This window comes from Pseudomonas sp. CCI3.1, assembly GCF_034313985.1.
GTDB classification, from domain to species: domain Bacteria; phylum Pseudomonadota; class Gammaproteobacteria; order Pseudomonadales; family Pseudomonadaceae; genus Aquipseudomonas; species Aquipseudomonas psychrophila.
Genome location: NZ_JAVIWO010000001.1, coordinates 1,831,381 through 1,845,091 on the forward strand (window position 1 = coordinate 1,831,381; position 13,711 = coordinate 1,845,091).

General features: G+C 57.4%; 9 protein-coding genes. 1 reads left to right on the forward strand and 8 read right to left on the reverse strand.

Translation table 11 applies throughout. The annotated features are described in order from the left end of the window. Nucleotides 1–33: 33 nt before the first annotated feature. Both aruF and RGV06_RS08430 read right to left on the reverse strand, forming a co-directional pair. The gene (gene aruF, locus RGV06_RS08425; RefSeq protein WP_019823417.1) at nt 34–1,053 is read right to left on the reverse strand and encodes an arginine/ornithine succinyltransferase subunit alpha; all 1,020 of its coding nucleotides are present in this window, start codon (nt 1,051–1,053) and stop codon (nt 34–36) included. Between the two features lie 124 nt (nt 1,054–1,177). Then, nucleotides 1,178–2,398, reverse strand: coding sequence for an aspartate aminotransferase family protein (locus tag RGV06_RS08430; protein ID WP_019823419.1), 1,221 nt, complete (start codon nt 2,396–2,398; stop codon nt 1,178–1,180). A gap of 471 nt (nt 2,399–2,869) precedes the next feature. Between RGV06_RS08430 and RGV06_RS08435 the strand changes: the two genes are divergently transcribed. Next, nucleotides 2,870–7,969 (forward strand): NEL-type E3 ubiquitin ligase domain-containing protein, encoded by a 5,100-nt coding sequence (locus RGV06_RS08435; RefSeq protein ID WP_322149808.1) that lies wholly within the window; start codon nt 2,870–2,872, stop codon nt 7,967–7,969. 2 nt (nt 7,970–7,971) lie between these two features. Here the strand turns inward: RGV06_RS08435 and argR are convergent, their stop codons facing one another. The 6 genes from argR to RGV06_RS08465 form a co-directional block, all read right to left on the reverse strand. After that, complete coding sequence (gene argR / locus RGV06_RS08440; RefSeq protein WP_019823423.1) at nt 7,972–8,952, reverse strand: transcriptional regulator ArgR; 981 nt, start codon at nt 8,950–8,952, stop codon at nt 7,972–7,974. 123 nt (nt 8,953–9,075) lie between these two features. Then, entirely contained in the window at nt 9,076–9,840 is a 765-nt protein-coding gene (locus RGV06_RS08445; RefSeq protein WP_019823425.1) for an ABC transporter ATP-binding protein, read from the reverse strand. A 23-nt stretch (nt 9,841–9,863) separates the two neighbouring features. After that, nucleotides 9,864–10,976, reverse strand: coding sequence for a succinylglutamate desuccinylase/aspartoacylase family protein (locus RGV06_RS08450; protein WP_019823428.1), 1,113 nt, complete (start codon nt 10,974–10,976; stop codon nt 9,864–9,866). 3 nt (nt 10,977–10,979) lie between these two features. Then, nucleotides 10,980–11,678, reverse strand: coding sequence for an ABC transporter permease (locus RGV06_RS08455; protein WP_019823429.1), 699 nt, complete (start codon nt 11,676–11,678; stop codon nt 10,980–10,982). Next, nucleotides 11,675–12,364: an ABC transporter permease gene (locus RGV06_RS08460; RefSeq protein WP_019823431.1), complete on the reverse strand. Its 690-nt coding sequence runs from the start codon at nt 12,362–12,364 to the stop codon at nt 11,675–11,677. The genes RGV06_RS08455 and RGV06_RS08460 overlap by 4 nt, the downstream gene beginning before the upstream one ends. Nucleotides 12,365–12,455: 91 nt before the next feature. Then, nucleotides 12,456–13,229 carry an ABC transporter substrate-binding protein gene (locus RGV06_RS08465; protein WP_019823433.1) on the reverse strand — a complete coding sequence of 258 codons (774 nt, stop codon included), beginning with the start codon at nt 13,227–13,229 and terminating at the stop codon, nt 12,456–12,458. Nucleotides 13,230–13,711: the final 482 nt, after the last annotated feature.

Genomic DNA, 13,711 nt, shown 5'->3' on the forward strand with positions numbered 1-13,711 from the left:
GCTGACGAACCCCGCGAAACTCGCTCAAACGCGTTAAACCGCCACCACTCGTACGCTGGCACCTTCGCCAACGCCAAGTGCTTCGGCCGCTTCCAGATCCAGCGTGACCGGTTTGCCCGGCGCCCAATCAAGCTCCAGCAATACGGCGCGGTAATCCTGCAACTGAGCATTGGCCACCAGGTACTGGCGACCACCGCCCTTGCTCAGCTCACCGAGCTTGACCGGCACCACGCGGCTTTGGGCGATTGAGCGAATACCCGAAACCCGTGCATGCAGGGTTGGGCCGCCGTCGAAAATATCGATGTAATGATCGGTCTCGAAGCCTTCGCGCATCAGGATGTCGAAGGTGATCTGCGCCCGCGGATGAACTTGCCCCATGGCTTCCTGGGCAGTGTCTGGCAGCAACGGCACGTAAATCGGGTAATGCGGCATCAACTCGGCGAGGAAGGTGCGGCTTTTAAGCCCGCACAGACGCTCGGCGGCGGCGTAGTTCAAGTCGAAGAAGTTGCGGCCAATGGCGTCCCAGAACGGCGAGTCGCCATTTTCATCGCTGTAACCAACGATCTCGGTCACGACAGAATCGGCGAAGCGTTCCGGATGATTGGCCACAAACAGCAGGCGGCCACGGGAATTGAGCTCAGACCAGGCCGACCCCACCAACTCCGGAACCACATAAAAACTGGTCAGCAGGCTATTACCCGTCAGGTCATGGCACTGCGAGAGGACGTGGATCTTGTTGTGGATCTTCAGCTCGCGGGAGGCATGCACGAAGGTCTCGTTACGGAAGCTGTAAAACGGCTCCGAGTAACCGGCCGAGGCCACGATTGCCGAACAGCCCACCAGCTTGGCGGTGGTGGTGTCCTCAAGGACAAAGAAGTAGCTTTCTTCGCCGTTGAAACTGACTTCGGCGGCAAACGAGGTTTCAGACGCAGCGATCTTGTCGCGCAGGCGTTCGATATCGTCCGGCAATGAAGTGACACCAATCGGGCTGTCCGCAGCCAGACGCTGTACCTCGCCCAGATCAGCCATTTGCGCAGGGCGCATCACCAGCATGGTGTCACTCCTTAAATCCTTGAACTACATAGAGAGGGTGGGACCGGGCTTGCTGCAATCGCGAGCAAGCCCGGTCCACATTAATTCGGTTCGACGCCTGATGAATCAGGCGTCGAGGCCAGACTCAGGCTTGGGTCAGTGTTTTCACTGCACGCTCAAAGCGATCCAGACCTTCCTTGATGTCTGACTCTTCAACCACCAGGCTCGGCGCAAAACGCACCACGTCGGGGCCAGCCTGCAAAATCATCAGATTTTCTTTTTCAGCGGCATTGAAAATGTCTTTGGCGCGACCTTTCCAGGCATCGCTCAACACACACCCCAGCAACAGGCCCATGCCACGCACTTCAGTGAACAGGCCGTATTGCTGGCCGATTTGCTCAAGGCGGGTTTTGAACTGATCGTGCTTGGTTTTGACACCTGCCAGCACTTCAGGGGTGTTAATCACATCAATCACCGCATTACCTACCGCACAGGCCAGCGGGTTACCGCCATAAGTGGTGCCGTGAGTGCCGACGACCAGATGTTTGGCCAGCGCTTCGGTGGTCAGCATGGCGGCGATCGGGAAACCGCCGCCCAGGCTCTTGGCGCTGGTCAGGATGTCCGGAGTCACGCCGTAATGCATGTAGGCAAACAGCTGGCCGGTACGGCCCATACCGGTTTGCACTTCGTCGAACACCAGCAGCGCCTTGTGTTCGTCACACAGGTCGCGAGCGCCTTGCAGGTAAGCCTGTTCGGCTGGCAGCACACCGCCTTCGCCTTGAATCGGTTCCAGCACCACCGCGCAGGTCTTGTCCGAAATGGCCGCTTTCAGGGCGTCAAGATCGTTGAACGGGACGTGGGTAATACCGGTGATTTTCGGACCAAAGCCGTCGGAGTACTTCGACTGCCCGCCGACGTTCACGGTAAACAGCGTACGGCCGTGGAAACTGTTGAGGGCGGCAATGATTTCGTACTTCTCGCTGCCGAAACGATCAAAGGCAACGCGACGGGCCAGCTTGAAAGCGGCTTCGTTGGCTTCGGCACCGGAGTTGCAGAAGAACACGCGCTCGGCAAAGGTCGAATCCACCAGCTTTTTGGCCAGGCGCAGCGCCGGCTCGTTGGTGAAGACGTTGGATACGTGCCACAGGGTATTGGCCTGTTCGGTCAGCGCGCCAACCAGTGCCGGATGCGCATGCCCCAACACGTTAACGGCGATGCCGCCAGCGAAGTCGATCAATTCACGACCGGCCTGGTCCCACACTCGGGAACCGGCGCCGCGCACAGGGATAAAGGCTGCAGGCGCGTAGTTGGGAACCATGACCTGATCGAAATCGGCGCGTTGCACCGGGGCTTGCTCAACGGACATCGGAGTCTCCTGAAGAGGAACGCCTGCCTAAACTGGCGAGCGATGGGAGGATTGTAGGGACACACGGGGGGCACGCCTTGTCGCCAAGCGACAACTTCTTATAGCGCCCAACCATGATTTTCCAAGGCATTACGACAATGCGACATATTCCGTCACAAAGGCGCAGTTTAAACGCTGGGCCACTTTTACGGCAGCACTCTGGCGTTTTGTTTGCGCTAAAAGCATGGGCGTTTCCAGAACGGCTTAGGCGGGTTGTTTTCAGGTGCCACATGTATATCGGCTGAACGCTGTTTATTGATCAGAACCCCAGTGGGTTGAACAGGTATTTGCGCTTTTTTTTAGCCTCGGGCTGGCCGATCTTGATGGCCAATCATCGAGGCCACTGAACGGTGTCGACTTGGGCCAGAGCCTGGGTAACGACGCCAGGCTGACGCGCACCCTCTTGTTCCACTCTCTCTATATGGATTGATCATGAGCCGCATTCCCGACAACCCGCCGTCCCCCGAACAGCTGTTTAGATTCAGCCCTCACTTCACCCATGTGAACAAGGCGCTTGCAAGCTGGACGCCACGCTTGACCTCCCCCGTCTTGCAGCGACTGAAAACAGTGAAACCCACCTTGCACCGTTCGCTGGCAACCATCACCCCCACTCAAAACCGCACATTCAAAAACACACTGACCGAGCGCTGGGCCGCGCACGGCGAAGTGGACAAGCAACTGGAGAACATCCTCGATGTACGCGCGTTCGCCGAACCGTTACTCAAACGGCTGATCCAGCAACGTCATGGCCTGGACCTTGACGTCAACGCCCTCTGGATCAACCTTTACATCCCCAGGTACCTGCCGGTGATCGGCCTTCAAGACAGTGGTTCCACGGCGTGGCGCGTGTCGTTGCTGGACGCCGCCCTGCACAACTTTGAACTGCATGAAACCCTGCCCTATGCCTACGGCCCTGACTCGGGCTATATCACTCGCCCCGATGAGCTGGGCCATTACACACTCAGGGACGATATCGCCGAAAAAATGCCGGTGCTGGCCTTCACCGCCTTGTGCCGCGCACTCAACCTTGGGGCCCGCTATGACGCTCATCTAAGAGCGCATCTGGGGCTCAATGACCGTGCCAGGCAATTACGGATTAAAACCACCCTGCGCGAATGTCATCAGGCCGACCTAAAGGCTGACCTGCTCCACGGGACCCTCACCCGGCAAATGCACGCACCCTTGTGCGAGTCATTGAATGGCTTTATTAGCGGCATGAGCGACAAATGGCTGATCTACACCCTCTCTGTAAGTGGACTGGCGGCAGAGGGACCGCTGATTTTCATTCCCGAAGATCAGCGCTCCGTTGTGGTGTACATCCCCCACGACCCGCTGCACCCGGCAAAAGAATACTCATCCACCGGCCGCTTTATTGAGCACCTGACCGCGCGCCTGAGCGCAGACGACTATCAGCACTTCTTCAGTCGCTTCATCCCTCACGAGCATCTGGCGACTTACTTTTCAGCGCTGAAAAAAACTTACTTCCACGTCATCAATGACACTCCCAACGCCCCTGATCTGGAAGACCGCGAGTTCGGGGTCAGCCAAACCCTGATCCCGATTGAAGCCCCCTTGCTCGAGTACTCGCTAGAGCCGATTACCGATGACCTGTGGGAAACCCTCTACAGCACAAAGCTGGCCAGGATTTTCAGCGACGCCAAGAGCATTGCGATTTCCACCGACGCAGAAGACCGCAAAACCCGCCAGGATCGGCTGGAGCGCTGGAAGCGCATTGGAATGGCCCTTTTCAATGCGGCAACCTTTGTCATCGCCCCGCTGGTGCCGGTGGTCGGTGAGCTGATGCTGCTTCAAATGGCCTATCAACTTCTGGATGACGTCTACGAGGGCGTTCACGACTGGGTAGAAGGTCAAACAACCGAGGCCTTTGAGCATTTGATTGCTGTGCTGGAAAGCGGTGTGCAGGCCGGACTGTTTGCGGCGGGAGGACAAATCGTCAGCGACCTGCTGCCCAAATCGTCAGCCTTTGTAGAAGGCATGGCCCCCGTCACCGGCAGTGACGGTAACACGCGGCTATGGAACCCTGACATCAGCACCTACAGCCATCCATTGAGCGTGCCTGACAGCGTGCTCCCTGACCGACTGGGCCTGCGCCATCAGGACGATCAAATGCTGCTGACGCTCAACAGCACTCCTCTGGCTGAACACACGCTGGTAGTTGAGAAGACCGAAGGCTCTGAACGCTTCACCCTGCTCCACCCCACTCGCCCGCACGCCTATCGGCCCAAAATGCTGCATAACGGCGAAGGGACCTGGCTGATGGAAGGCGAGCGTCCGCAGACCTGGGACGATGAGACCCTGATGCGGCGACTGGGTCACACCACCGATGGGCTCAGCAACACTGAACTTCAAAACCTGCGACGTATCAGCGCCACGTCCACAGGCGTCCTGCGTCGGGTATACCTGAACAACGAACCCATCCCCCCCCTGCTCAATGACAGCCTGACGCGTCTCAAGCTGCACAAACAGAACATCAAGGACATCGAGCTCGTGCGCAACGGCCTGACCTCGTCAGAGAGGAGCCATTGGCTTGAAAGCCTGCCCACCGAGCTGCAAGGCTGGCCAGAGGACAAGGCGGTGGCCATCTACTCGGATCACACACTGTCCGGCTCGCCCCATGTGTACGGCAACCCGGATGCCGCACCTGAAGGCACGCTGAAAATTTCAAGGGGCGAGGTCAAGCAGGGCAAGCTTTGGCCACTGATTATCGACAACTTGGACTCAACACAACTCGACACCTTGCTGGGCGCCAAAACCGTTAAGACGCAGGCAGTGAGAGCACTGCAAACCAAGGTGGCCGACTATGCCTATCAGCGCCGGGAAGACATTTTCAACTACACATACGCCAAAGAGCGACTCACAAACCGCCCGCAGGCCGCCTTGATTGAAACGGGCTTTACACAGCTTCCAGCCCCGGTGACGCAGGCCCTGCTTGATACCGCCAGCACCCTTGAAAAAACAGACTTGCTGGCAGGCAACAACTTGCCGTTGCGAATCAGGCATCTGGCTACGGAGCTACACACTCAGACACGGATCGCGCACGCACAGGAAGGCCTGCTTGAAGAGGACCTGATCAGCCCCGATGCCGAGAAACTCGCCATCAACACACTGAAAATGCACACCGATGCCATCAGCAGCCTGAAGCTGGAAGTACGCGAATCGGTAGTGGACGGGCCTTTGCGGCACGCCCATCACCCCGAGGGAGCCAGCCACACGCGAACAATCGTGCGCCTGGGGCCGGGCAACTACGAAGTTTATGATGAACACGGGGCCTTGACTCACCCGGCTTCGCGCTTCCACACCGCCCTTCAGCATTCACTGCCAGACGCCAGCCTTGAACACATGAGGGCCCACCTCAAGCCCGGGCAAACTCTCAAGCAATGGCTCCTCGAAAAATACCAGTCTGGCAATCAGGTCCGAACCGCCCTGGAGCTCCCTGCCCCCAAAAGCTCCGTGGCCATGGAGGCTGAAACGCTGCTGCGGGGCATCGGCAGCAGCCATATGGATCCCAATGCTGCGACCAGTACGCTGAAAAACCAGGTCAAGGCCCTGTACCCGATGCGCGATGATGCCGAAATAGAAATGATCACCGCGCGCATCAACACCGAACAGGCCTTGACCCACCTCAATGCCCTCGAGGACGAAAAAAACCTGTTGTTCCGCGAACTGGATGAGTGGGTGCAGACGCCAGCAGCCCCCTCAGCATCAGGTACCGACAGTCGCGGCATTTATCAAATCCGCAACTATGTCAGTGCCAGAATCAAAGATTCTTGGCACACCGCAGATAAACCGCACATCAACAAGGCCGGCAGAATTGAAATCAGTGCGGTACTCGACTTCAGCCACGCGGCACTGGGTGCCATCGAACTCGAAAGCTTGAATGTGAGCAAACCGCTGCGCCATGTCGCCGGGCTATTTCTCGATGACTGTCAGTTGTCGTCCGCCAGTGAAGGGTTCCTGGATCACTTTCCCAACCTGCGGGTGTTGTCTCTGGCGTCCAATACGCTGGAGCGCTTTCCACCGGCCCTCACACGGCTGCGCCGCCTCAGGCAACTGACGTTTTCCCATAACAGATTGGCGATGACGCCTGAGGCACAGGATCATCTCAACGGGCTGACCCGGCTTCTGCACCTGGACCTGAGCAACAACCCGCTAGGGCTACCTCCTGCCATTGGCCATTTGCCTGAGCTCATGACATTGATGCTTAACAGAACCGATATTACGCAGTGGCCAGAAGGCCTGTTCTCGATACCCAGGCCCAAAGCCTTCAATTTGAACCTGCTGGGCAACGAAATATCAGCGGTACCTGACTATTTGCCCGAGTCTGCAGAGGCTTGGGTGGTGTCCAATGCCCGCCTTGAGCGGCAAAAACTTGATCTGGATAACCAGGAGCGGGTTATTCAGTACCGCCGCGCGCAAGGGTTGGACCCTCATCGCACGTACCCGCCCCGAGGCCCGGAAGGGAGTAGTTTTTGGCTCGACGGCACTCTCGAAGAGCGGGCCTTTCTGCAAAACAGCTGGGATAGCGTCGAAAGAGAGCACGGCTCCCAGGGATTTTTTGAAGTCATTTCCAGAATGGAAATTCCACCGGAGGCGTTTGAGACTCAAGGTGACAGGATCGACTACGACGACGCCTGGGAGGATCTGGCCACCAAGGTGTGGCGCCTGATCGATGCTGCACATGGCGATACCCGGATGCGCGAAAAACTTTTCACCCTGGCCAGCGCCCCCACGCATTGCGCGGATGCCGGCGCGCAGATTTTCAATGCCATGGGCCTTGAGGTTATGGCCTATGAATACTACGAAGCCGCAAGCCCTTCACGAGAGCTGAGAAACAACCTGATCACATTGGCACGGGGCAAGGCCCGGCTGACGAAAATCCATGACATCGCCCGCGCCGATGTCGCTCAGCGGGTAAAGCCTGTCAGCGAAGGCGGCCTGGGGTTGAGGTTCAGCTCTGAAGTCATCGACGGGGTCCCCGGCACCGTCGATGAAGTCGAAGTGCACACGGGTTATCAGGTTCGCCTGAGCTCCAGCCTTGAACTGCCCTGGATTCCCAATTACATGGTGTACCGCCTCACTGCGGGAGTCGGGGATACAGAATTTACGCGGGCCTACAGCCTGATCAAGGAGAGCGAAAAAGGCGATGGCCTGGTTAACCAGATACTGGCAGAGGCGCCTTTTTGGGAGACCTACCTGACCACAACCTATCCAGGCAGGCTTGAAGACAATGCACGGGTTTTCGACGAGCGAGTGGACTGGCTAAATCAGTTGGTCGAGCAGCAAAACGCCTGGGTCAAGTCACAGGTCCAACTGCAAAGTCGTGATCCGGCGTTGAGGGCTTCGCTAGTAGACATCGCCGCCAAACTGCGGATCACGGCCCCTGAAGTACTGACTCAAGAGCCCCTCAGTGACAACCTGTATAACCGGGTTTACTTGCAACTCGCCGATGAGCGCATGGAAGTCAGCCGGCAATTGACCCGAGAGGCCATCGCCGAGGCCAAACTGCTCTGAGGTCAGCCCCGCTCTGCAGGCGCCGAAGACAACTCGAACGGGCTGCTGCTACGGCGCTGATTTCGGTCTTCACGAGGGGTGGCGCCAAAAAAGTTGCGATACGCACTGGAGAAATGCGGCCCCGATGAAAAACCGCAGGACAAGCCGATCTGGATGATCGATTTGCTGGTTTGCATCAGCATTTGCCGGGCCTTGTTCAGACGCAGCTCCAGGTAATACTGGCTGGGCACGCGGTTGAGGTATTGCTTGAAAATCCGCTCCAGCTGCCGACGGGATACGCACACATGCTGGGCGATTTCGTCGGTAGTCAGCGGCTCTTCGATGTTGGCCTCCATCAGCAACACGGCCTGGGTCAGCTTGGGATGGCTGGAACCCAAACGGTTTTGCAGCGGAATACGCTGACGCTCGCCACCTTCGCGGATGCGCTCCACCACCAGCTCTTCGGACACCGCACCGGCCAGTTCAGCCCCATGATCGCGAGCCAGAACGGCCAGCAACAAATCGAGTACCGACAACCCGCCACAAGCGCTCAGGCGATCACGGTCCCAGTCAAACAAGTGACTGGTGGCGATCACCTTGGGAAAACGCTCGGCAAAATCGTCCTGCCAGCGCCAATGCACTGCAGCACGATAACCATCGAGCAGACCGAGTTGCGCCAGCGGATACACCCCGGCCGACAACCCGCCGATCACACACCCTGCCCGCACCAGTTGCTTGAGCGCACTGCTCAAGGCCGGAGCCAGGGTGGTCGGGGGCTCGTCAGCCAACAGGAACAGCTTTTGGCAGCCTTCAAGCTTGCCGTTCCACGGCTCGCCAGGCAATTGCCAGGCCCCCTCGGGTTGAGGCTCGGCCTGCAGGAACGACAACTCGTAGACAACTTCAGGGTGCACGCGCTGAGCAACACGCAACGCTTCCTCAGCCAGCGCCAGAGTCAGGGCTTTGGTGCTGGGCCAAATAAGGAAGCCAATTCGATGGGCGGTCATAGCGTGCTATCCGGAACGAAACGGGAATAAAAACGGAAGGAGCCGAGCACTGAGCCTAGGTCAGCTTCGCGGGATGCGGAGCATGACCTATTTTGGTGCACAGCGGCAGTCTAAAAATGGCAGTTACTTCAAGCTGCCAGACAGAAATTGCTGCAACCGCTCGCACTGAGGGTTAACCAGCACTTCCCGCGGGTTACCGCTTTCTTCAACAATACCTTTGTGCAGGAATACCAACTGGTTCGACACTTCACGGGCGAAGCCCATTTCGTGAGTCACCACAACCATGGTCCGGCCTTCCAGAGCCAGGTCCTGCATCACCTTCAGCACATCACCCACAAGCTCGGGGTCGAGAGCTGAAGTCGGTTCATCAAACAGCATGACCTCGGGCTCCATCGCCAGGGCACGAGCAATCGCGACCCGCTGCTGCTCGCCACCGGACATGTGTCCAGGGTAGGCATCCTTGCGATGGGACACGCCGACCTTGTTGAGGTAGTGCTCGGCTTTTTCACGGGCTTCGGATTTGGTCATCCCCAGCACATGCACCGGCGCTTCCATGATGTTTTCCAGCGCGGTCATGTGCGACCACAGGTTGAAATGCTGAAACACCATCGACAAACGCGAACGCATGCGCTGCAACTGCTTGGGATCAGCAGCCTTGAGGGCGCCGTCCTTGTTGGCAATCAGCTTGAGCTCTTCGCCATTGAGCAGGATCTTGCCTGCATGGGGCTGCTCAAGCAGGTTGATGCAACGCAAAAAGGTACTTTTGCCGGAGCCACTGGAGCCGATGATGCTGATCACATCGCCTGCCTTGGCGGCCAGTGAAACGCCTTTGAGCACTTCATGACTGCCATAGCGTTTATGCAGGTCTTGGACTTCAAGTTTGTACATGCTGTCGGTTCTCACAAAAACAGTCAGTCGTTGAGCAAGCGCCCGTGACGCAAAGGCTCGCGCCCCGCCACTTTAGCCAGCCAGAAACCGGGTTGGGCATAACGCAGTCGCTCAACGGCAAATAACACGCCGGATGTTCCTGCGCATACCGTACTGACCCGGTCAGATAAAGGATCAATCACTTCGAACAGCGGCTCGCCAGTCTCAACCCAGGCGCCCACCGGACGTAAAAAACTCACCACACCGGGGTGCGGTGCAAATAACAATTCAGTGCCTTCAAACGGCATGCCTTCGCACGTTTCGTACTGCGCAGCAGGCCAGTCGCCCGTGATCAGCCCCTGCTCGGCCAGGAACGCCAGAATACCCTCGGCATAGGCTTCGGCTTGTGGGCGCCCGGTGTCGGCCTGCCCTCCCAGCTCCAGCGTGGTGGACATGCAGGCCAATGCAATCTGCGCGTCGCTGAACTGGCGCTGCAAACGTAACCAGGGCACCGAACAGGCTTCATCGAATGAGCTGCCGCCCGAGTCTTCGGCCAACAGACCTACGCGCACATCCAGCCGCGCGGCCAGTGAACGCCACTGGGGCCAATGCTGAGGCAAGGCGTACATATGCAGTGCGGCATCGGTCTCGCAGTGCAAGTCCAGCACAATGTCAGCCGTGCAGGCATGACTAAGCAACACACGCTGCATACCTTGCAACTGACTGGCCGCAGGGGGGAGCTCGGACAACACATCAAGCATCGTCTGACGGATGAGTCGGGTGTTGGCATGGGGATCATCCCCCAGGCACCCAACCAGTCGCTGCGCCACCGGGTCGCTCAACTCAACGAAGTCCCGGTTGAAGTTCTTGCCGCTACCAAACTCAAAGCGCCCCTGGTGGCTGCCTTGCAGCAATTGACCAAGCCCTAGCGGGTTGGCCACAGGCACCAGTTCGATCACACCGTTCAAGGCACCTTGCGCCTCAAGTTCGGCGAGACGCTTTTTCAGCTCCCAGGCACACCGCATGCCTGGTAGTTCGTCTGCATGCAAGCTGGCCTGAATGTAGGCCTTGCGCTCGCCCGCGCCGAAACGAAACACCGTCAAGTGGCGTTCAGAACCCAGGGTGCTCCAGGGCAACACGTGATCTATGCGTTCCATGGGTCAGGCCTTGCGCGGGGCCATGTAGCCCAGCCAGCGGCGCTCGGCCAGTTTGAACAGACGCACCAGAATGAAGGTCAGGCAGAGGTAGAAAGCACCTGCCGTGATGTAGGCCTCAAACGGCAAGTAATACTGCGCATTGACGGTACGTGCAGCACCCGTAATGTCGATCAGGGTCACGATCGAAGCCAGACTGGTGGTCTGCAACATCATGATCACTTCGTTGCTATATTGCGGCAGCGCCCGGCGCATGGCCGACGGCAGCAAAATACGGCGGTACATTTTGGACCGCGACATACCCATGGCCTTGGCCGCTTCAATCTCGCCATTAGGTGTGGCCCGCAGGCTACCGGCAATGATTTCGGCAGTGTAGGCACTGGTATTGATCGCGAACGCCAGGCATGCACAGAAGGTTGCACTGGAAAGCAGTGGCCACATGAAACTGTCACGAACAGCCTCGAACTGGGCCAGTCCGTAGTAGATCAAAAACAGCTGTACCAGCATCGGCGTGCCGCGAATCACGTAGGTAAACAGCCAGGCCGGGAAGTTGACCCAGGCCTGCTTGGAGACTCGCATCAGCCCCAGCGGCACTGCCGCCAGCAAGCCAAAAAAGAGTGAAATACCCAGCAATTTCACGGTTTCCAGCAGCCCGCTCAAGTACAGCGGCATGCTGGCCCAGATGACGTTGTAGTCAAAGATCATAGCTCAGCCGTCCTAACGCCTACCGAGTAGCGCTTCTCAAGTTGTCGCAACGCCAGCAGCGAAACACTGGTCAACACCAGATACAACGCGGCAACGGCCAGGAAGAAGGTGAACGGCTCGCGGGTGGCATCAGCCGCCTGCTTGGCCTTGAACATCATGTCTTGCAAGCCGACCACCGAAATCAGGGCCGTGGCTTTGGTCAATACCAGCCAGTTATTGGTAAAGCCCGGAATCGCCAGGCGAATCATCTGTGGAACCAATACCCGGAAAAACACCTGAAACGAACTCATGCCATACGCCATGCCGGCTTCAGCCTGGCCCTTGGGGATGGCCATGAAGGCACCACGGAAGGTTTCAGACAGATAGGCGCCGAAAATGAAGCCCAGGGTGCCGATACCGGCAGCCAGCGGGTTCAAGTCAATATAGTCGTCGTAGCCCAGCATCGGCGCCACGCGGTTGAGCAAGTCCTGGCCGCCGTAAAAAATCAGCAAAATCAGCACCAGATCGGGAATTCCGCGGATTACCGTGGAATACAGATCGCCCATCCAGGCCAGCCAACGTACCGGCGACAAGCGTAACGAAACACCGATCAGACCTAGAACAATGGCCAGGGCCATGGACGACAAGGCGAGCTGAAGCGTCAGCCAAGCGCCATCGAGGATGACAGCCCCGTAGCCTTTCAACATGATTCAGGTCCTCAGAAATGGGGATGAAAAAATGGCGCAAACTTCAGAGAATCTGTTGCTTGCGCCATTTCGGACTTACCGCAGCGATGTATTACTGACCGTAAATATCGAAGTTGAAGTATTTGTCCTGGATTTGCTTGTACTTGCCGTTTTCACGCAGAGCCGTGATAGCAGTGTTGATCTTGTCTTTGAGGGCGTCGCCCTTGCGCACTGCGATCCCCACGCCGTCACCAAAGTATTTCACGTCGGTGAAAGCCGGGCCTGCGAAGGCATAACCTTTGCCAGCCGGGGTTTTCAGGAAACCGTCTTCCAGCAGGGTGGCGTCTGCAACGGTGCCATCCAGACGGCCCGCTTCTACGTCCAGGTAGATTTCATTCTGTGAACCGTAAGGAACGACGGTTGCACCTTTAGGTGCCAGAACTTCCTTGGCGAAACGGTCGTGGATCGAACCGCGCTGTACGCCGATTTTCTTGCCCTTGAGCTCCTCAAGGTTATCGCCGACCACAGTGCCTTCCTTCATCACCAGACGTGCCGGAGTGAGGTAGTACTTGTTGGTGAAATCAACCGACTTCTTACGGTCTTCGGTGATGGACATCGAGGACAGGATCGCATCGATTTTGCGTACTTTAAGCGCAGGGATCAGACCATCGAATTCTTGCTCGACCCACACACACTTGACCTGCATCTGCTCACACAGAGCATTACCGATGTCGTAGTCAAAACCCACGATACTGCCATCCGGGGCCTTGGAGGCGAACGGAGGGTACGCCGCTTCAATACCAATCTTCAGAGGTTTATCAGCAGCAAAAGCCTGCAGGGACAGCACGGACAGTGCCAGGGCGCCAAGAAGCACGAGTTTCTTCATCTTAGGACTCCATCGGTAAAGGGCAATAAATGCAGAGTGAGCCTAGGCCCAATATGCGGAGGTTAAACCGGGAATGCGGCGCCACGTCCTACTGGCGTTGCACTGAGATCAGCACAACAACGACGAGCGAGTGATCGGCATTCTAACGACAGGCTTCAAGCCGTAATTTCTTCAATGCGACAACTAATTACAGATGCACCGAAAAAGGCGACCCTAGGCATTGACAGCTCTCCAAAATAATGCAAGAGCAAAAGATGTAGAACCTATATGAGTTGCAAATAGCGGGCCTATTATTCGCAAACCCTTCTATTCCGGCAAGTGTAGCGTTTCATCTTATTTTATGACGGGCCACAAACGGCTCTAAATCAGTGCTTTTAGTATCGCAAAGCCCCACCTTGGCGCAGTCGGTTACACATTCGGTAACACCGACGTCCTGCACATACAGCAGCAAATGCCCTACAGGTCCTACATACCCTTGCAGA

Coding starts and splice junctions, on each gene's coding strand:
- RGV06_RS08450 (WP_019823428.1), bottom strand. CDS start 10,976: ATGGAACGCATAGATCACGTGTTGCCCTGGAGCACCCTGGGTTCTGAA.
- RGV06_RS08455 (WP_019823429.1), bottom strand. CDS start 11,678: ATGATCTTTGACTACAACGTCATCTGGGCCAGCATGCCGCTGTACTTG.
- RGV06_RS08435 (WP_322149808.1), top strand. CDS start 2,870: ATGAGCCGCATTCCCGACAACCCGCCGTCCCCCGAACAGCTGTTTAGA.
- RGV06_RS08445 (WP_019823425.1), bottom strand. CDS start 9,840: ATGTACAAACTTGAAGTCCAAGACCTGCATAAACGCTATGGCAGTCAT.
- aruF (WP_019823417.1), bottom strand. CDS start 1,053: ATGCTGGTGATGCGCCCTGCGCAAATGGCTGATCTGGGCGAGGTACAG.
- argR (WP_019823423.1), bottom strand. CDS start 8,952: ATGACCGCCCATCGAATTGGCTTCCTTATTTGGCCCAGCACCAAAGCC.
- RGV06_RS08465 (WP_019823433.1), bottom strand. CDS start 13,229: ATGAAGAAACTCGTGCTTCTTGGCGCCCTGGCACTGTCCGTGCTGTCC.
- RGV06_RS08460 (WP_019823431.1), bottom strand. CDS start 12,364: ATGTTGAAAGGCTACGGGGCTGTCATCCTCGATGGCGCTTGGCTGACG.
- RGV06_RS08430 (WP_019823419.1), bottom strand. CDS start 2,398: ATGTCCGTTGAGCAAGCCCCGGTGCAACGCGCCGATTTCGATCAGGTC.